Genomic DNA, 16915 nt, shown 5'->3' with positions numbered 1-16915 from the left:
CGTGTCCTCAACTTTCCACACATCCGTTCCTTCATCCGACGCCATAGGGCGGATTCGGACTAGGATGGAATGAGCATTCTCCTTCGTGGTGTCCCATGTCGATGAATGATCGTCGCCCCGAGCCGCGGCATATCCGTCCCGCACAGGTCATGGACGCCGTATCCTGCGGGCTGCGTGTGTTCGCCGACACCGCGCCCCTCTCCCTGCTGTATGCGGGCGGTTTCGCCGTCTTCGGCGTGGGGCTCATTTCGCTGCTCGCAACGGTCGGGCTGGCGCCGATGGCATTGCCGCTGGTGGGTGGCTTCCTGATCGTCGCCCCGGCGCTGCTGGCGGGCTTCTTTGCCATGTCGGCGGCGCGGAGGAATGGCCGCAAGCCGACGTGGCGGGATGTCGGCGGCGGCTTCCTGCGATCGCCCCCCGCTCTGTGGGGCCTCGTGCTCGTCTGCCTGTTCCTCTTCGTGATCTGGATGACCGATGCCGGCATCCTCTACAGCTTCATGCTGGGCCGCAGCTACACCGGCTGGAAGATGCTGTTCCCGTTTTCGACGGAACTCCTGCGCTTCCACGTGGGCGCGATCGTCGCCGGAGGACTGTTCGCGGTGATCGCGTTCTGCATCACGGCTTATGCCGTTCCCCTGCTCATCGAGCGCCGCGCGAGCCTGGTCGTTGCCGTGAGTGCCAGCGTCCGCGCGATCTTTCGCAGCATCCCGGCGAATCTCACATGGAGCCTCATGCTCGGGGGCACGATCATCGTGTCGATCATCGTACCGCTGCTGCTGACCGTGACGCTGCCCGTCACCGCGTTCGCGACCGAATGCCTGTACCGGACGGTGTTCCCCGATGAGTCCGGTTGAGTCCGCGTGCGCAGGTTCGCGTCTCCACCCCTTGCAGGAGGAATACATGCCCTTCATCCACAGTCGACCGGCCGTACCGCGGCCGCAGGGGAGCCAGCGTTGAGTACCGACGTCACCGACATCAACCGCCTGCTTGTCGAACAGACCGCGGACGCCGTCATCTTCGCCGACAGGGAAGGGCGGATCCGCATCTGGAATGCCGCGGCGGAGGCGCTGTTCGGCTTTCCGCACATGGAGGCGATCGGGCAGAGCCTCGATCTGATCATTCCCGAGCGGCTGCGCGCGGCGCATTGGGAAGGGTTCCACCGCGCGGTAGCCAGCGGCCGTACCCGCCTCGGCGGTCGTGCCGTGATCACGCGATCGACGACTGCCGCCGGCGCCACGATCTATGTGGAGATGAGCTTTGCGCTCGTTTCGGACATGCGCGGCGACGTGCTGGGGTCGGTCGCCGTGGCGCGCGATGCGACGCAGAGGCGCGAAGATGAAAGGCAGTTGCAGCAGCGTATCCGCGCGCTGGAAGCGGAAACCGCGGTGCGTGCGTCGGGGCCGAAATAGGCATGAATCGGCCGCGGAGGCGGCCCGGGATCAACTGGCGGGAAGAAATGGAGCAATGGTTTGCGGCACATCTCGGTGATGCAATGCTGGCCGGCGATGAGCTGGAGCGCGTATGCACGCTCTTCGACCAGCAGCGCGAGCGGAACGCGACGACGGCGGTGTTGATGCGCCACGAAAACTTCGGCCGCCTGCATTGCGAGCTTGTGCTCTACTTTCCGCCAGAGCTGGCGGAACTCGCTGCAGCCGTTGGGGCGCAAGCCTGCGGCAGGCCGGGCCTGTCGGGATTGGGCGTCGCCATCGGATCACCCCGGCGCCTGGCAGAACTGGCCGCCAGCGATTGATTCCGCAATGCGGCGCCTTTGCCATCCCCCGATTCGTTGCGATGGGCGTGTCATGAGTTCTTAACCTCTGCAGATTACCGTGCGCCTGCGAGCGGCATCGCGTAATCCCACAGAGGAACTCTCAATGAACGATCTGCAAACCCTGCGTCCCGACAGCGACGACGAATCCACCAACACCTCGACCAATCCGGACTTCGACAGTATCCTGCAGGCGCGCCTGTCGCGGCGTCAGCTGCTTGGCGGCGGCGCAGGCGCCGCCGCGCTGGCGATGCTCGGCGGCGTTTCGCCGGCTTTCGCGGCCACATCCGCGCAGGGGGCTGCCGCTCCCGGCCGCAAGCTGCCGAAGCTCGCCTTCAATCCGGTGGCGAAGAGCCTCGCCGATGCCGTATCCGTACCGGAAGGTTACCGTTATACCGTCCTCTATCGTCTCGGCGACCCGATCGACAGCAGCGTGGGCGAGTACCTCAACGACGGCACCGACCCGGCCGAGAGCTTCGCGTTGCGCGCCGGCGATCACCACGACGGCATGCACTACTTCGGCCTCGGTCCGAACGCCAAGCACCACAAGAACGAGTCGGATCGCGGCCTGCTATGCCTGAACCACGAAGCGATCACGCCGGCCTTCCTGCATCCCAACGGCCCCACCATCGTCGGTGGCGTGCGCACGGTTGCGGAGGAGGTGCTGCGCGAGTTCTACGTGCATGGCGTGAGCGTGGTCGAGATAGCGCGCGAGGGCGGCGAATGGCGCTACCTACGCGACTCGCACTTCAATCGCCGCATCCATACCCTGACCGAGATGGAGCTGTCCGGCCCCGCCGGCAAGACCCCGTACATGGTCACGAAGTACTCGCCCGACGGCAGCCGCACGCGCGGCACCGTCAACAACTGTGCGAGCGGACACACGCCGTGGGGTACCTACCTCACGTGCGAGGAAAACTGGGCCGGCTATTTCCGCCGCATCGAGGCAACAGACAACCCGAACCGCAGCGCCAGGGAAGTGACCGCCTTCACCCGCTACGGTGTCCGCGGCACCGGCCGCGAGCTGTGGGCGACCGTCACGCCCGATACGCCGGACGAGCTCTACGGCCGCTGGAACGCGATGAAGCTCGGCACCTCGACCGACGGCAGCGACGACTATCGCAATGCGCCCAACACCTACGGCTGGGTCGTCGAGATCGACCCGTTCGACCCGCAGGCGACGCCGAAGAAGCGCACCGCGCTCGGCCGCTTCGCCCACGAAGGCGCGTGGCTGGGCCCCGTTCGCGTCGGTCACCCGCTGGTGTGGTACATGGGTTGTGACTCGCGCAACGAGTACATCTACAAGTACGTTTCGAACGCCGTGTGGCACCCGGACGACGCCAACGGCGGCATGGCAGCGGGCGACAAGTACCTCGACGACGGCAAGCTCTACGTCGCACGCTTCGATGCCGACGGCACCGGCCAGTGGGTCGAGCTGGGCTTCGGTGTCGGCAACGTGTCGCCTGCGAACCCCGCCTATGCGTTTGCCGACCAGGCCGACGTTATCGTGCATGCCCGTCTCGCGGCCGACGCGGCCGGCGCGACGAAGATGGATCGTCCCGAATGGGGCGCCGTGAATCCACGCAACGGTGAAGTCTACATGGCCCTCACCAACACCAATGCAGCGAGCCGGCCGCTCTCGCGCCTCGATGCCGCCAATCCGCGCTTCTACAACGACCGCAAGACCACGGGCCAGGACCAGCGCGGCAACCCCAACGGCCACATCATCCGCTTTGCGGAAGCCGGCGGCGACGTCGCCGCGACTTCGTTCAGGTGGGACGTGTTCCTGTTCGGTGCGCGTGCGACGGCCGATGCGGCGAACGTGAACATCTCCGGCCTGACCGATGCCAACGACTTCTCCAGCCCCGACGGCCTCTGGTTCAGCCAGGCGACCGGCGTGCTGTGGATGGAGACGGACGATGGCGCCTACACCGACGTCACGAACTGCATGCTGCTCGCGGCGGTGCCGGGCGAGGTCGGCGACGGCGGTCCGCGGTCCATCGTCAGCAGCGACGGCACGAGCACGCGCACGGTCGATACCCACGTCGGCAAGCCGCTCGGCGAGGAAAACCTGCGGCGCTTCCTCGTCGGCCCGAAGGAGTGTGAGATCACCGGCGTTGCGGAATCGCCGGACGGCAAGGCGCTGTTCGTGAATATCCAGCATCCGGGCGAAGACACGCGTCCCGACTTCGCCGCAGGCAGCTTCGGTAGCCACTGGCCGGATGGCGGCCTGTCACGTCCTCGTTCGGCCACCATCGTCATCACGCGCGCGGACGGTGGGCGTATCGGCGTCTGAGGCGGGAGTCCTGGCGGGCGCCGGCGGCGCCCGCGCCACAAACGAAAAACGCGGCCAGGCCGCGTTTTTCGTTCAACGGTCCGGCTCGGGCCGGACGACACCGTCGGTCATGCGTTGGCCGGGCGGCCGTACATGCGCAGGATATTCTGGAAGCTCCGGTGGCGTTCGTTCGGATCGTACTTGCTGAAGATCTTCTCCTGGCGCACGCGGTTGAACGGCGGCAGGGCGTCCAGAATGGCGCGGCGCTCGATCAGGATGCGCTCGCGCATTCGGTCGTTCACGAAGACGAAACGGACGGGGTCGTAGAGGCCGTCTTCACGCTCGCGGTGGAAGCCGGGTTCGGCCGGCAGGAAGTTCTCTTTGGTGTGGCTTTTCATGATCGTCGGTGGATTGGTGCTATTCGGTCTTGTTCTTTCGGGGAATTTTACCCGCTAATCGTTACGAACATATTTCCCGCGCACTTCCCGGCGGCATATGCCGCCGGGTGATCATGGCATTACTGCAACACAGCCGCCGTGACAGGGCTGCGTCTCGCCCGCTCAGACGGTGGGTTCGATCGCCTGCGCACCGGGTACGACGCGATAACAGGGGTTGTATTCCGTCCCCGGCAGCTTCATGCGCCCCTGCGCGACGAAGGAGGCGAGCAGGGCGTCCATCGGCCCCATGATCTCCGGATCGCCGTGGATCTCGAACGGACCGTGCTGCTCGATCTCGCGGATGCCCTCGTTCTTGACGTTGCCTGCGACGACGCCGGAGAAGGCGCGCCGCAGGTCGGCCGCGAGCAGGTGCTTCGGCTCGCCGCGGTGCAGCCGGAGGCGCCGCATGTTCGCGTGTGTCGGCCGGAAGGGCTGCTGGAACTCGTGTTCGATGCGCAGCAGCCAGTTGAAGTAATAGGCGTCACGATGTTCCTTGCGGAAGGCGCGCACCCTGCCGATTCCGCCATGGATCTCGCGCGCGACCGCGGCGGGGTCGTCAATGATGATGCGGTAACGGCTGCGCGCCTCGTCGCCCAGCGTCTCGCCGATGAAGCTGTCGATGCGGCGGAAGTACTCTTCGGCGCTCTTCGGCCCGGTGAACACCAGCGGGAAGGGCTGGGCGGCATTGGCCGGATGCAGCAGGATGCCCAGCACATAGAGGATCTCCTCGGCCGTGCCGACGCCGCCGGGGAACACGACGAAGCCGTGGCCCGCGCGCACGAAGGCCTCCAGGCGCTTCTCGACGTCGGGCAGGATCACCAGGTCATTGACGATGGGGTTGGGCGATTCGGCGGCGATGATCCCGGGCTCGGTGAAGCCGAGATAGCGCGGCTTGCCGATACGCTGCTTGGCGTGTCCGATCGTCGCGCCCTTCATCGGCCCCTTCATCGCCCCCGGGCCGCAGCCGGTGCAGATGTCCAGCCCGCGCAGGCCCATCTCGTAGCCGACGCGCTTGGTGTAGTCGTACTCCTCGCGGCTGATCGAGTGCCCGCCCCAGCACACCGCGACGCTGGGCTGGATCACCGGCTGCACGATCCCGGCATTGCGCAGGATGTGGAACACCGCGTCGGTGATGCCCTCCGAGTTGCCGAGGTCGAATCGGCCGGGGGCTGCGCCGCCGGTGTCTCCGTTCGCATAGACCACGTCGCGCAACACCGCGAACAGGTGTTCCTGGATGCCCCGGATCATCAGCCCGTCGACGAAGGCGCTCGCCGGCGCGTTGCGGATGTCCAGCTTGATGCCGCGCGAGCGCTGGATGATCTCGATGTCGAAGTCCGGATAGCGCGCGAGGAGTTCCTTGCCGTCGTCGAGCGGATTGCCGCAGTTGAGCACCGCGAGGGCGCAGTTGCGGAAGGTTTCCCGCAGTCCGCCCTGGCCCTGGCTGGAGAGACGTGCGGCTTCCGTTCGCGACAGCACCTCCATGCGTCCGGTGGGCGAGACCTGGGCGTCGACGACTGGGAATCTTGCGGATGAAGGCTTGCTCATGGAATGGGATCTCGTGCTCGGGATTGATCGGCCGCGCGGGACGGTGGTCCCGTCCGTCGCTCCGGAACCGTGCATGGTAGGCGTGTCGGTGGCGAAATGCATGCCGGCAACGCCGGCTGCGGCTCCGCAAGCCGACCGCGTCAGCGGCGGATGTCGAGGTGCACGACCAGGTTCGCCTCGTGTGTGCGCCAGCGCAGCGGGATCGCGAAGGGAACACCCGTGGCGCGCGGGACCGACGGCGGAAGCGTGCGCAGGCGGGCCGACGGCGGCGAGATCGCCAGTTCCTCGCCGAAGTGGCGGCGTGCGCGGCCCGACATCATGTTGGCGATCTCGCCGACCACATCGAGGCAGCGGTCCACCGAATGCTCGCGTTCGCCGATCGCCTGCAACACCTGCGACAGCATGCCGTGGGGCGCCGAAAAGGTGATGCTGCCGCGAAAGCCGCCGGACACGTCGATCATCCCGTTGAAATCGCTCCACAAGGGGGCGGAGCTGCCATCGAGCAGGTAGGCGGTGCGCACGACGGCCGATTCGTGCGTCATGTTGAGGAAGAAGGCCGAGATGGCTTCGGAAAAGACCTCGATGTCTTCGTGGTTCAACGCGCGGAAATTCAACTCATCAGCTCCAGCAGGGCGACAACCAGTTGTTCTTCGGAAAAGGGCTTGTGCAGGAAGCCGTGTGCCCCCTTGCTGATGGCGCGCAGCGCCGTGGCCTTGTCGCTCAGGGCGGACACCACCATGATGCGGGCGCCCGGCAGGACCTCGGCGAGCCGTTCGATGCAGGCCTCTCCGTCCATGTTGGGCATCGTGAGGTCCATCGTGATGAAGTCGGGCTTCCTCGACAGCGCGATGGCCAGCGCCTGTTCGCCGTCGCCGGCGAGGCCCACCAGGTCGATCGGCGGCAGGCGCTCGTCGAGCATCTGCCGTGCGATCAGATTGCGGATGACCATCGAGTCGTCGACGATCAGTAGCCTTGCCTTCATGCGGGACTCCATTGCAGGGTGAAGCGCGTGTAGGCGCGCGGAGTGGACGCGAGCCTCAGCCGGGCGCCGGTCTCGCGTGCCAGCGCCCCGACGACATCGAGGCCCATGCCGCGGCCGGCGTGTTCGCTGACGGACGCCGCAGTGGAGACGCCCGGGGCGAAGAGCGTTGCGACCACGTCGCGGTCGCTCATCGCGGCGACCTCGGCGGCCGGCCGGTGCCCGTCTTCGGTCAGTCGGCGGCGCAGGGCATGCACGTCGATGCCGCGCCCGTCGTCGGTCACGCTGAGCTCCAGGCCCCCGTCCGCCGAGCGCGCCAGTTCGATGCGCAGGCGGCCTTCCTCCTGCTTGCCCGCGTCCCGCCGCTCCGCCACCGCCTCGATGCCATGCACGACCGCGTTGCGGACCAGTTGGGGCAGGCCTTCGCGCAACAGGCGATGGACCGCCTCGGGAATCGCGCCGACCTGCGGGAGCGAGGTTTCGATGCGCACCTTCTTGTCGAGGTCGGATGCAACCGCCAGCGCGAGCCGCTGGATGCGCTGCATCGTCTGGAGGACGGCGTCATCTCCCGGATGGGTCGCGCCGGCCTGTGCGCGGGCGTCGGCTGCAGGCTGTGCGAAGGCCGCGAGGCGCGAGATCACCGCGTCGATCTTCGCCAGCTCCTGCATCAGGTGGCCGATCCCGGTGGCAACCGGGATGAGGTCGTCGCCGGTCAGCGTCCTGCGATGGCGCAGCGCGCCCAGCTCGTCCTCGAAGCGGTGGGCCTGCGCCGCGACCGCGCCGATCGCGAGCGCCGCCGCCTCTCCCTTGATCGAATGCACCTCGCGGAACACCTTTGTCACCGTCGTCAGGTAGGCGCGCGTGTCCGGGGTGACGTCGCGCAGGGCGGCGTTCAGTCCGTCGAGCTTCGCCCGCGCGTCGTCGAGGAAGCGACGCACGTCCGCCGGATCCTTGTCCAGCACGTCGAGCAGCAGGGCCACCTCGCTGCGGGCACGTTCCTCGGCGTCCGCGAGTTCGCGTTCCAGCCTGACTTCCTGGCTCACGTCGGCCACCGCGACCAGCATCCCCGTGATGCCACTCCGCGCGCCGTCGCGCACGGGCTGGAACGTGAAGCTGAGATATTTCGCGCGCGAGCCACCGGCTTGTCCGAGCTGCACCCGCTGCAGCGGATTGAGGTCGGCCAGCAGCGCCGGCTTCACCCGTTCGTTGAGCAGCAGCCCGATGTACTGCCGGGCGGAGTCCATCGTTTCCGGCGTCACCAGTGCCGCCAGGGTCACGAGAAAATTGTCGCCCGGCGCCAGCGGGTGGGGAAACACCCGGGCGAGGTGTTCCGAACGCTGCGTCCCGATCGTGCCGTTGCGGTCGATCAGGAACAGGCCTTCGCGCACCGTGCGCAGGATGTCCGTCGTCTCGCGCCGCGCCTGCTCCGCTTCCCGGTCGCTGCGGCTCAGGCGGCGCGCAACGTGCACCACGACGAAGGCGAACATCAGCAGCGCGACGGTGATCGCGCCGGACTGCAGCACCCGCATCGAGCGCGCACGATCCGCCGCGAGGCGTTCCTGTTCGCGCGTCAGGTCGTCGGCGAGCTGCAGCAGGCGGACGTTGCGCGTGTTGCTCAGCGTGACCGCGGCCTCGACTGCGGCCCGCTCGGGCGTGGCCGAGGCCAGCAGCGCGATCGCCGCATCCCGCAACGGCTGCCACTGCCGGTCGAGCTTGTTCGCCAGGTCGAGCGCTGGGCCGTCCTGCGATTCCGCCGCAAAGGCCTGCACTTCGGCGAGCGCCAGGTCGAAGGCCAGGTATGCCTCCGAGATCTGCGCCTGGCTGGTCTGTATCGGGTCGCCCGCAGCGGATTCATGCGATAGTGTCAGCACCGCCTTGGCGAGCTGCTGCGAGTAGCCGCGCAACTTGCCGCCTGCGTTGATGCCCCTGGCGTCGCGCTCGACGTTCTGCAGCAGGACGTAGTTGAGCGTATAGACCCCGACGCTCACGAAAAAGAAAGCAGCAACGGCAATGACGAGCACGCGGTATTTGCCGGGCAGGAAGGATTGCAGCGAGGGCATCCGGGGCGACCGTGGGAGTGGGGCGGAGGTCGCGGAGGCTACAGTTCGGTTGTTACATTTTCGTGTCGGGACGCTACAAGTCCCGCGCCGCGCGGGAATCGAAAATAATTCCTTTCGGGTGTGAAATATTTTATGGCCGGGCAGTCAGGTTTATGGTTGATGCATTCCTGAATATCCCGGTAATATCCGCTTACAAGTTCCATCGCCGATTGCGACAGCCTCCTGCCGCAATCGGCAAACGGCGAAAGTTCAGATGTCCACAAATCCGTCCTGGAAGCAGTTTACCGTCGAGCGCCTGGCGCGTGAAATCGGCGTATTGGGCGAAATCATCGTCGATGATGTCCTTTTCGATCTGGGCTTCGAGGATGGCGAGCTGCCCCCGCGCCAGCTGATGACCTTCCTCGCCCGGTTGCAGCGCGAGCTCCCCGAGACCGTCGATCGCGACGGGATCATCAAGGAACTGGTCGCCGGACTCCTCTCAACTCCAAATTCCTGACCGTCATGACCATCCGAAACAAGCTGATCCTCGGTTTCTCCGTGCTGCTCGCGTTCATCTTCGTTCAGGGCGCAGCAACCTTCTTCTACGGTTCGCGCACCCAGGACCTCGTGGATACGGCGGTGAACAGGAACTTCATCGCCGCGACCGAGATCACCGACCTCCTCGCGTCGGCGCAACAGCTGCGGCGCCAGGAGAAGGAATACCTGATCTACGTAGGCAACGTCGACGGGCGCAATGCCGTGCTCGAAGACTGGAACGCCACGCATGCGCGCATCCTCGGCCAGCTCGAAGCGATGGTCGCCAACAGCAAGGGCATCTACCTTCCCGCCGACAGCACCGCATTCGCGCAGTGGAAGGGCGCGCTCGACGGTTACCAGAAGGAATTCGCACGCATCGTCGAAGGTTTCAGCTACGACGTCTCGATGCTTGACGAAGGCGATACGGCTGGCGGTTCGCAGACCTACAACAAGGCTGTGCGCGCCAACGAGGAGCTGCGCCCGGTGGTCGATCGCTTCAACAGCGTCCTGATCGAAGGAGCCACGAAGCTGGCGCGCACCCGAGCCGAAGAGTCGGCCCATGCCTACCAGCGCATCCGCAGCAACTTCAATGTCGTCGATTATGTGAACATCGGCTTCGCCGTGGCCGGCCTGCTGCTTGCGGGCGGCCTTCTCGCGACGATCCCGGGGTCGATCACCCGTCCGCTCGAGTCGCTGATCGAATCGGCCGACAAGATGAGTCTGGGCGACCTGGGCAAGAAATTCGAGGCTGGCGGCGTCAAGGACTTCGAGCGGCTTGCCGCTTCGCTCGAGCGCATGCGCGTGACGATGGAAGCGATGATCGTCCGGCTCAAGGCGCGCTCCCGCTGACAACCGACACCTCGCTGCACATTACCGCATCATCCGGCAACTCTTGAGACAAGGAACTCCCATGCGTATCGCTCTCCGCCCGCTGCTCCTCGCCCTGGCCCTCGGAACCGCCCTGGCGCTGCCTGCCCACGCGCAGCAGCAGTCGGCGTCGGGTGCCGTCGCCACCAAGACGACCACACGCACCGCCGCCGCCAAGCCCGCTACGGGCGACCTCGCTGCCGGGGATTACGTGATCGACGTCGCCCACTCGCACGTCTATTTCTTCATCTCGCACCTCGGCGTCAGCCGTTTCATGGGGCGTTTCGACGACATCAAGGGCACTTTCGTGATCGGGCAGAAACCGGCCGAAAGCGCCGTCAGCGCCACGGTGCCGGTGGCCAGCGTCAACACCAAGCACCAGAAGCTGGAAGACCACCTGAAGAGCCCCGACTTCTTCGACGTGGCGCAATTTCCGACCATGAGCTTCGAGTCGACGCGGGTGAACTGGAACAACCGTGGCGAGGGTGTCCTGTCGGGCAACCTCACGATCCACGGCGTCACCAAACCGGTCGATTTCAACCTGAAGCTGACGGGCGCAGGGAAGGGGCCGCGCGGCGACACCCGTGCCGGATTCGAAGGTACGACGACGATCAAGCGCAGCGATTTCGGCATGACCTATGGCCTGCCGCGCGTGGTCGGCGATACCGTCGAGATCGCGCTGTCGATCGAAGGCATCCGCCAGTAAGCGTCGGCTGCCGGTGCGGCCCGGGAGGCCGCATGGATTGCATTCGGTATCACGTTCGGCCCTGCCATCCCGCAGGGCCGAATTGTTTTGCGGGCCACGGCCGTGGTCCCGCGGCAGTAACGCTCAGTACTGGGTATTCAACTCGTCGACAACGAGCTGCTTGAGTTGCTCGTAGCCGAAGCTGGGCATCGGGCGGCCGTTGACGAAAAACTCCGGGGTCTTCGTCACGTTGAGCGTGCGCGCGTCGGCCAGATCCTGCCGGACGATCGCGTCGATCGCCGGGGAGGCCATGTCGGCCTTCAGTCTTTCGATGTCGAGGCCCACGCCGTTGATGAAGTTCCACACCATGTCGGGCTGCGGGTTGTGGTGCGAGGCCCAGTTGGGCTGGGCGGCAAACAGCGCCTCGAGCGTCTCCCAGAACTTGCCCTGGAGCTTCGCCGCTGCCAGCAGCTTCACGACCTGCTCCGAACCGTCGTGGAACGGCGCGTAGCGCACGCTCACGCGGATGCGTCCGGGCGCCGCGGCCATCAGCTGCTTCACATAGGGGTAGAAGTCGCGGCAGGTCTCGCAGGCCGGATCAAGGAATTCGACGATGTGCACGCGCGCTTCGGCTTCACCCAGCGTCGGCGAGTGCTCGCGCACGAGGATTGCGCGGTTCTGTTCGGCGACCTCGTCGCGGCGGGCACCCTTCTCCGAGTCATGGACGAGCGTGGCGGTGGCGAAGACCGCGACCATCAGGGCGGCGGCGATCCCGAAAATGTACTTCTGGTTCATCTGGACATCCTGCGTTGGGCAAAAAGAAGCAAACCGGCGATCAGCGTGAAGGCAATCAGCGACAGCATCGGAATGGTCAGGAAGCCGAGCCATTCGATCTGGATCTCCCTGCACGAGACGCCGCGCGAGCAGGGCTGAATGCGCTCGGGAATCACGCCCGCGACGAGCAGCACGTGGAACAGGGCGACCAGCCAGCCGGCGAGCGTCAGCGGCAGCGCGTAGCGGAGCACGCCGCGATCGAGGGGGAACATCCCCGCGGGCAGGATCAGCACGAGCGGGAACATGGCGATCCGCTGCCACCAGCACAGCACGCAGGGCGGCAGCTCCATGACCTCGCCGAGGAAGAGTGCGCCGAGCATGGAGGAGGCGGCCACCAGCCACGCCCCGAACAGCGGCGTCCAGCCCGGCTGGGCTGCCTGGGAGGGTTCAGCTCTCATACGAGATCAGGACGACGTCGGCGGCCTGTTCGCGTAGCGGAATCAGTGCCTGATAGACGGGCGAGTTGAACCAGCCGTTGAGCGAATCGATGTCGGGGAAACGCAGCACCACGGTATCGGTGTGCGCATGCTCGCCGCCCAGCACGGTCACGCGCTTGCCGCGCAGCACCAGCTCTCCGCCCCAGCCCTCCAGCGTGCCGGGGACGCGCGAGCGGTACTGGTCCCATTTGGCGGGATCCTTGATCGTGATGTGGCCGATGACATAGGCCGGGGCTTTCTGTTTCATCCGGTGTCCTGGTGGCAGAGGAACGAGGGGCCGCCGCGCGGCAAGGCTGCGCCGGACCGGAAGGTCACGGCAGGAAGGCGCGGATTATATCCGAGTCATAGCGACGTCATTGGTTCCGCGTCCGTGACCGGCATGGCGTCTCGTTCGGTGCGGTGCAAACGATCCAGGTACGTGCGCGGGTGCCGGGACGGCATATCGCGTTGCGGCGGTGCAAGATGGGTTGTATAGGTGATGAGGTTATATGGAAATAAGGTTTTATGCGTTGTCATACATCCTGGCATGGGCTATCGTCGGAGCCTTCTCCTCACATCGCCCGCTATCGGATTCAGCATGAAGAAACTGACCAGCCTGTTGCTCGCAGCCGGATTCGCCTTCGCCACCGGCGCGTCCGCCCAGTCCAATCTGCTCAACGTCTCCTACGACGTGGCGCGTGACGTCTACAAGGATTACAACCCGCTGTTCCAGAAGCACTGGAAGGAGAAGACCGGCGAGACCGTCGAACTGCGCCAGTCGCACGGCGGTTCGTCGAAGCAGGCGCGCGCAGTGGCCGACGGCCTCGAGGCCGACGTGGTGACGATGAACCAGGCCACCGACGTCGATTTCCTCGCCGAGAAGGGGCTGGTCGCCAAGGATTATCCGAAGAAGTTCCCCGACAACGCCTCGCCCTACACCTCGACGATGGTGTTCATCGTGCGCAAGGGCAATCCGAAGGCGATCAAGGACTGGAACGACATCGCCAAGCCCGGCACCCAGCTGATCATCCCGCACCCCAAGAACACCGGCAACGGCCGCTATTCCTATCTCGCGGCATGGGGCTACGCGCTCAAGCAGCCTGGCGGCAACGACAAGGCGGCGGCCGAATTCGTCGGCGCGATGCTCAAGAACGCGCCGCTGTTCGCGTCGGGCGGCCGCGATGCGACGACCACCTTCATGCAGCGCAAGATCGGCGACGTGCTCGTCACCTTCGAGTCGGAGGCGGAGCTGATCGCGAAGGAGTTCGGACGCGGCGAATTCGAAGTCGTCTACCCGAGCCTGTCCATCCTGGCCGAGTTCCCCGTTGCGATCGTCGAGAAGGTTGTCGACAAGAAGGGCACGCGCAAGGTGGCGCAGGCCTACCTGGAGTACCTGTGGTCGAAGGAGGGGCAGGAGAATGCCGCGGCGAATTACCTGCGCCCGCGTGACGCCGAAGTGCTGAAGAAGCATGCGGCGCAATTCCCTGCGATCAAGACCTTCACCGTGGATGAGGTGTTCGGCGGCTGGAGCAAGGCGGCGCCCGCGCACTTCAAGGACGGCGGCAGCTTCGACCAGATCTACGTTCAGAAGTAAAATCCCGGGCCTTTCATGCGCAGCGGCCCCATCGCGGGCCGCTGCGCTTTTCGATTCCCACGACTGACGGTTAGATTCTCGACATGTTTCCCACTCCCGCCAAACGGGATGGCGTCCTGCCCGGCTTCCGCCTGGGGCTGGGCTACACGCTGACCTACCTCACCCTGCTGGTGCTGATACCGCTCGGCGGCATGATCCTCATGACCGGCAAACTGAGCTGGAACAATTTCTGGGAGATCGCCACCGCGGAGCGTGCGCTGGCGTCCTACCGGGTCACCTTCGGCGCGTCCCTGTTCGCGGCGACGGTGAATGCCGTGTTCGGCCTGATCGTCGCCTGGGTGCTGGTGCGCTATCCGTTTCCGGGCAAGCGCTTCGTCGACGCCCTGGTCGATCTGCCGTTCGCGCTGCCGACGGCGGTCGCCGGCATCACGCTCGCGACCCTGTACGCGGAGAACGGCTGGGTCGGGCAATTCCTCGCCAAGTTCGGCATCAAGGTCGCCTTCACGCCGCTGGGCATCGTCGTCGCGCTGATCTTCGTGACCCTGCCTTTCGTCGTCCGCACGCTGCAGCCGGTGATCGAGGACATCGAGGCCGAGGTCGAGGAGGCCGCGGCCTCGCTAGGCGCGACGCGCTGGCAGACCTTCGTGCGGGTGTTGCTGCCGGGCATCTTCCCAGCCTGGCTCACCGGCTTCACGCTCGCGTTTTCGCGCGCGATCGGCGAGTTCGGCTCGGTGATCTTCATCGCCGGCAACATGCCGCTGATCTCCGAGATCACGCCCTTGCTGATCATCTCCAAGCTCGAGCAGTACGACCTGCTGGGCGCGACGGCGCTTGCGGTGGTGATGCTGGTGATCTCCTTCGTGATGCTGCTCGTGATCAACCTGCTGCAATGGTGGGCGGCCAACCGGCACGCCAAGGGCAGCGATGCCGAGCCGGCCGAGGCGCTCGCACCCGGCGCACTGGTGGAGGCCCGTCCATGACCGTTCGCCGTGCCACCGCCGAGCCGCGCTGGGTCCGCCTGCTGCTGACGGGTGTCGCCCTCGGCTTCCTCTTCCTGTTCCTCGTGCTGCCGCTGATCGCGGTGTTCTGGGAGGCCTTCGCGCAGGGTGCGCAGACCTACTGGGAGGCACTCAAGGATTCCGAAGCCCGTTCCGCGATGCTGCTGACGCTGACCATCGCCGCGGTCGTGCTGCCTTTCAACATCGCGTTCGGCGTCGCAGCGGCGTGGGCGATCGCGAAGTTCGAGTTCCGCGGCAAGAGCCTGCTTACGACCCTGATCGACCTGCCGTTCGCGGTGTCGCCCGTCGTCGCCGGCCTGATCTTCATCATCCTGTTCGGCGCCCAGGGTTTCTTCGGCTCGTGGCTCGCCGCGAACGACATCAAGATCATCTTCGCGCTGCCCGGCATGGTGCTCGCGACGCTGTTCGTGACCTTCCCCTTCGTCGCGCGCGAGCTGATCCCGCTGATGCAGGCGCAGGGGCGTGACGAGGAAGAGGCGGCGATCTCGCTCGGCGCCTCCGGCTGGCAGATGTTCTGGCGCGTGACGGTGCCGAACATCAAGTGGGGCCTGATGTACGGCGTGATCCTCGCCAACGCCCGGGCGATGGGCGAGTTCGGCGCGGTGAGCGTCGTCTCCGGCCACATCCGCGGGGAGACCAACACGCTGCCGCTGCATGTCGAGATCCTCTACAACGAATACAACCAGATCGGCGCCTTCGCCGCGGCCACCGTTCTCGCCTTCCTGGGCCTGGTGACCCTGGTCGCGAAGACCGTCGTCGAGTGGCGCATGCGCAAGGAAACCGAAATGCTGACCGCCGATCTGCCGCCCGAAAAAACCGAACTGCCGCCGACCGTGGCCACGGAACGCCCATGAGCATCGAAATCCGCAACATCAGCAAGCGCTTCGGCAACTTCGTCGCGCTCGACGATCTCTCCCTCGACATCCCGACCGGCGAGTTGGTCGCGCTGCTGGGGCCTTCGGGCTGCGGCAAGACGACGCTGCTGCGCATCATCGCGGGCATGGAGACGCCGGATGCCGGCTCGGTGCTGTTCGGCGGCCAGGAGGCGACCCACGTGCATGCGCGCGAGCGCCAGGTCGGCTTCGTGTTCCAGCATTACGCGCTGTTCCGCCACATGTCGGTGTTCGAGAACGTCGCCTTCGGGCTGCGCGTGCGCCCGCGCAAGGAGCGCCCGAGCGAGGCCGAGATCCGCGAGCGCGTGATGGGGCTGCTGAAGCTCGTGCAGCTCGACTGGCTCGCGCAGCGCTACCCCTCGCAGCTTTCGGGGGGCCAGCGCCAGCGCATCGCGCTGGCCCGCGCGCTGGCGGTCGAGCCCAAGGTGCTGCTGCTGGACGAGCCCTTCGGGGCGCTGGACACCAAGGTGCGCAAGGAACTGCGTCGCTGGCTGCGCCGCCTGCATGACGAGATGCACATCTCCTCGGTGTTCGTGACGCACGACCAGGAAGAGGCGCTCGAAGTCGCCGACCGCGTCGTCGTGATGAACCGCGGCCATATCGAGCAGATCGGCTCGCCCGACGAGGTCTACTCCAGCCCCGCGTCACCCTTCGTCTATCAGTTCCTGGGCAACGTGAACGTCTTCCACAGCCGCCTGCATGGAAGCTGGGCGGAGGTCGAGCGGGAAGGGGAGGCCCCCACGGCGGGGTCGATCGCCTTCGTGCGCCCGCACGACATCGAACTCGACGTGGCTCCGCTCGCCGGTGGCATGACGGCGGGAGTGCGCCATGTGCATCGGATCGGGCCGCTTGTGCGCGTAGAACTCGAGCACGACGGTGAGACGATCGAGGTCGAGCTCACGCGCGAACGCGCGGCGAGCCTAGATCTGCCGGTTGGCAAGACCGTCTGGATCAAGCCGCGCCAGGCCAAGGTGTTCGCGACCGAAGCGACGGCGCCCGCGGGAAGGCAGCCCTTCCTGTTCTGATC

The 16915-nt window shown here is 66.1% G+C and carries 19 protein-coding genes; 11 read left to right on the top strand and 8 right to left on the bottom strand.

Going from position 1 to position 16915, the window contains the following annotated elements:
• Window positions 1–101 precede the first annotated feature (101 nt).
• The 4 genes from U5817_RS14945 to U5817_RS14930 all read left to right on the top strand — a co-directional run bounded on the left by U5817_RS14945 (window position 102) and on the right by U5817_RS14930 (window position 4064).
• Window positions 102–854 carry a DUF2189 domain-containing protein gene (locus tag U5817_RS14945; protein ID WP_407277856.1) on the top strand — a complete coding sequence of 251 codons (753 nt, stop codon included), beginning with the start codon at window positions 102–104 and terminating at the stop codon, window positions 852–854.
• 99 nt (window positions 855–953) lie between these two features.
• Window positions 954–1409 (top strand): PAS domain S-box protein, encoded by a 456-nt coding sequence (locus U5817_RS14940; protein ID WP_407277855.1) that lies wholly within the window; start codon window positions 954–956, stop codon window positions 1407–1409.
• A gap of 47 nt (window positions 1410–1456) precedes the next feature.
• Window positions 1457–1750, top strand: coding sequence for a hypothetical protein (locus tag U5817_RS14935; protein ID WP_407277854.1), 294 nt, complete (start codon window positions 1457–1459; stop codon window positions 1748–1750).
• A 124-nt stretch (window positions 1751–1874) separates the two neighbouring features.
• The gene (locus U5817_RS14930; protein ID WP_407277853.1) at window positions 1875–4064 is read left to right on the top strand and encodes a PhoX family protein; all 2190 of its coding nucleotides are present in this window, start codon (window positions 1875–1877) and stop codon (window positions 4062–4064) included.
• Between the two features lie 107 nt (window positions 4065–4171).
• On the opposite strand, the gene U5817_RS14925 is transcribed toward U5817_RS14930, so the two are convergent.
• The 5 genes from U5817_RS14925 to U5817_RS14905 form a co-directional block, all read right to left on the bottom strand.
• Window positions 4172–4441 carry a hypothetical protein gene (locus U5817_RS14925; protein ID WP_169125419.1) on the bottom strand — a complete coding sequence of 90 codons (270 nt, stop codon included), beginning with the start codon at window positions 4439–4441 and terminating at the stop codon, window positions 4172–4174.
• A gap of 162 nt (window positions 4442–4603) precedes the next feature.
• The gene (gene ppnN, locus U5817_RS14920; RefSeq protein WP_407277852.1) at window positions 4604–6025 is read right to left on the bottom strand and encodes a nucleotide 5'-monophosphate nucleosidase PpnN; all 1422 of its coding nucleotides are present in this window, start codon (window positions 6023–6025) and stop codon (window positions 4604–4606) included.
• A 140-nt stretch (window positions 6026–6165) separates the two neighbouring features.
• A complete protein-coding gene (locus tag U5817_RS14915) occupies window positions 6166–6639 on the bottom strand; it encodes a chemotaxis protein CheX (RefSeq protein WP_407277851.1) in 474 nt (157 codons plus the stop codon).
• Window positions 6636–7007 (bottom strand): response regulator transcription factor, encoded by a 372-nt coding sequence (locus tag U5817_RS14910; RefSeq protein ID WP_407277850.1) that lies wholly within the window; start codon window positions 7005–7007, stop codon window positions 6636–6638. Before U5817_RS14910 ends, U5817_RS14915 begins: the two co-directional genes overlap by 4 nt.
• The gene (locus tag U5817_RS14905; protein ID WP_407277849.1) at window positions 7004–9064 is read right to left on the bottom strand and encodes an ATP-binding protein; all 2061 of its coding nucleotides are present in this window, start codon (window positions 9062–9064) and stop codon (window positions 7004–7006) included. Before U5817_RS14905 ends, U5817_RS14910 begins: the two co-directional genes overlap by 4 nt.
• A 253-nt stretch (window positions 9065–9317) precedes the next feature.
• On the opposite strand from U5817_RS14905, the gene U5817_RS14900 reads away from it, so the two are divergent.
• The 3 genes from U5817_RS14900 to U5817_RS14890 all read left to right on the top strand — a co-directional run bounded on the left by U5817_RS14900 (window position 9318) and on the right by U5817_RS14890 (window position 11153).
• The gene (locus U5817_RS14900) at window positions 9318–9560 is read left to right on the top strand and encodes a hypothetical protein (RefSeq protein WP_169125414.1); all 243 of its coding nucleotides are present in this window, start codon (window positions 9318–9320) and stop codon (window positions 9558–9560) included.
• A gap of 5 nt (window positions 9561–9565) precedes the next feature.
• On the top strand, window positions 9566–10429 hold the full coding sequence (locus U5817_RS14895; RefSeq protein WP_169125413.1) for an MCP four helix bundle domain-containing protein: 864 nt from the start codon (window positions 9566–9568) through the stop codon (window positions 10427–10429).
• A gap of 61 nt (window positions 10430–10490) precedes the next feature.
• Window positions 10491–11153 carry a YceI family protein gene (locus U5817_RS14890; protein WP_169125412.1) on the top strand — a complete coding sequence of 221 codons (663 nt, stop codon included), beginning with the start codon at window positions 10491–10493 and terminating at the stop codon, window positions 11151–11153.
• Between the two features lie 123 nt (window positions 11154–11276).
• Here U5817_RS14890 and U5817_RS14885 read toward each other — a convergent pair whose 3' ends face one another.
• The 3 genes from U5817_RS14885 to U5817_RS14875 are packed head-to-tail and all read right to left on the bottom strand — an operon-like array spanning window position 11277 to window position 12650.
• Complete coding sequence (locus U5817_RS14885) at window positions 11277–11927, bottom strand: DsbA family protein (RefSeq protein ID WP_407277848.1); 651 nt, start codon at window positions 11925–11927, stop codon at window positions 11277–11279.
• Window positions 11924–12364, bottom strand: coding sequence for a disulfide bond formation protein B (locus U5817_RS14880; protein ID WP_407277847.1), 441 nt, complete (start codon window positions 12362–12364; stop codon window positions 11924–11926). The genes U5817_RS14885 and U5817_RS14880 overlap by 4 nt, the downstream gene beginning before the upstream one ends.
• The gene (locus U5817_RS14875; protein ID WP_407277845.1) at window positions 12354–12650 is read right to left on the bottom strand and encodes a DUF1330 domain-containing protein; all 297 of its coding nucleotides are present in this window, start codon (window positions 12648–12650) and stop codon (window positions 12354–12356) included. Before U5817_RS14875 ends, U5817_RS14880 begins: the two co-directional genes overlap by 11 nt.
• A 330-nt stretch (window positions 12651–12980) precedes the next feature.
• On the opposite strand from U5817_RS14875, the gene U5817_RS14870 reads away from it, so the two are divergent.
• The 4 genes from U5817_RS14870 (at window position 12981) to U5817_RS14855 (ending at window position 16913) form a co-directional block, all read left to right on the top strand.
• Window positions 12981–13976: a sulfate ABC transporter substrate-binding protein gene (locus U5817_RS14870; protein ID WP_407277844.1), complete on the top strand. Its 996-nt coding sequence runs from the start codon at window positions 12981–12983 to the stop codon at window positions 13974–13976.
• A gap of 83 nt (window positions 13977–14059) precedes the next feature.
• A complete protein-coding gene (gene cysT, locus U5817_RS14865; RefSeq protein ID WP_407277843.1) occupies window positions 14060–14956 on the top strand; it encodes a sulfate ABC transporter permease subunit CysT in 897 nt (298 codons plus the stop codon).
• Entirely contained in the window at window positions 14953–15849 is an 897-nt protein-coding gene (gene cysW / locus U5817_RS14860) for a sulfate ABC transporter permease subunit CysW (RefSeq protein WP_169125406.1), read from the top strand. The genes cysT and cysW overlap by 4 nt, the downstream gene beginning before the upstream one ends.
• Window positions 15846–16913: a sulfate/molybdate ABC transporter ATP-binding protein gene (locus U5817_RS14855; protein WP_407277842.1), complete on the top strand. Its 1068-nt coding sequence runs from the start codon at window positions 15846–15848 to the stop codon at window positions 16911–16913. The genes cysW and U5817_RS14855 overlap by 4 nt, the downstream gene beginning before the upstream one ends.
• The last annotated feature ends 2 nt before the right edge of the window (window positions 16914–16915 follow it).

It is taken from the genome of Aromatoleum evansii (assembly GCF_045689615.1).
GTDB classification, from domain to species: domain Bacteria; phylum Pseudomonadota; class Gammaproteobacteria; order Burkholderiales; family Rhodocyclaceae; genus Aromatoleum; species Aromatoleum evansii.
Note: the sequence above shows the minus strand (reverse complement) of the source record. Positions and strands in the feature narration are given on the sequence as shown.

Coding starts and splice junctions, on each gene's coding strand:
- U5817_RS14910 (WP_407277850.1), bottom strand. CDS start 7,007: ATGAAGGCAAGGCTACTGATCGTCGACGACTCGATGGTCATCCGCAAT.
- U5817_RS14870 (WP_407277844.1), top strand. CDS start 12,981: ATGAAGAAACTGACCAGCCTGTTGCTCGCAGCCGGATTCGCCTTCGCC.
- U5817_RS14855 (WP_407277842.1), top strand. CDS start 15,846: ATGAGCATCGAAATCCGCAACATCAGCAAGCGCTTCGGCAACTTCGTC.
- U5817_RS14895 (WP_169125413.1), top strand. CDS start 9,566: ATGACCATCCGAAACAAGCTGATCCTCGGTTTCTCCGTGCTGCTCGCG.
- U5817_RS14880 (WP_407277847.1), bottom strand. CDS start 12,364: ATGAGAGCTGAACCCTCCCAGGCAGCCCAGCCGGGCTGGACGCCGCTG.
- U5817_RS14930 (WP_407277853.1), top strand. CDS start 1,875: ATGAACGATCTGCAAACCCTGCGTCCCGACAGCGACGACGAATCCACC.
- cysW (WP_169125406.1), top strand. CDS start 14,953: ATGACCGTTCGCCGTGCCACCGCCGAGCCGCGCTGGGTCCGCCTGCTG.
- cysT (WP_407277843.1), top strand. CDS start 14,060: ATGTTTCCCACTCCCGCCAAACGGGATGGCGTCCTGCCCGGCTTCCGC.
- U5817_RS14935 (WP_407277854.1), top strand. CDS start 1,457: ATGGAGCAATGGTTTGCGGCACATCTCGGTGATGCAATGCTGGCCGGC.
- U5817_RS14890 (WP_169125412.1), top strand. CDS start 10,491: ATGCGTATCGCTCTCCGCCCGCTGCTCCTCGCCCTGGCCCTCGGAACC.
- U5817_RS14925 (WP_169125419.1), bottom strand. CDS start 4,441: ATGAAAAGCCACACCAAAGAGAACTTCCTGCCGGCCGAACCCGGCTTC.
- U5817_RS14875 (WP_407277845.1), bottom strand. CDS start 12,650: ATGAAACAGAAAGCCCCGGCCTATGTCATCGGCCACATCACGATCAAG.
- ppnN (WP_407277852.1), bottom strand. CDS start 6,025: ATGAGCAAGCCTTCATCCGCAAGATTCCCAGTCGTCGACGCCCAGGTC.
- U5817_RS14905 (WP_407277849.1), bottom strand. CDS start 9,064: ATGCCCTCGCTGCAATCCTTCCTGCCCGGCAAATACCGCGTGCTCGTC.
- U5817_RS14900 (WP_169125414.1), top strand. CDS start 9,318: ATGTCCACAAATCCGTCCTGGAAGCAGTTTACCGTCGAGCGCCTGGCG.
- U5817_RS14945 (WP_407277856.1), top strand. CDS start 102: ATGAATGATCGTCGCCCCGAGCCGCGGCATATCCGTCCCGCACAGGTC.
- U5817_RS14885 (WP_407277848.1), bottom strand. CDS start 11,927: ATGAACCAGAAGTACATTTTCGGGATCGCCGCCGCCCTGATGGTCGCG.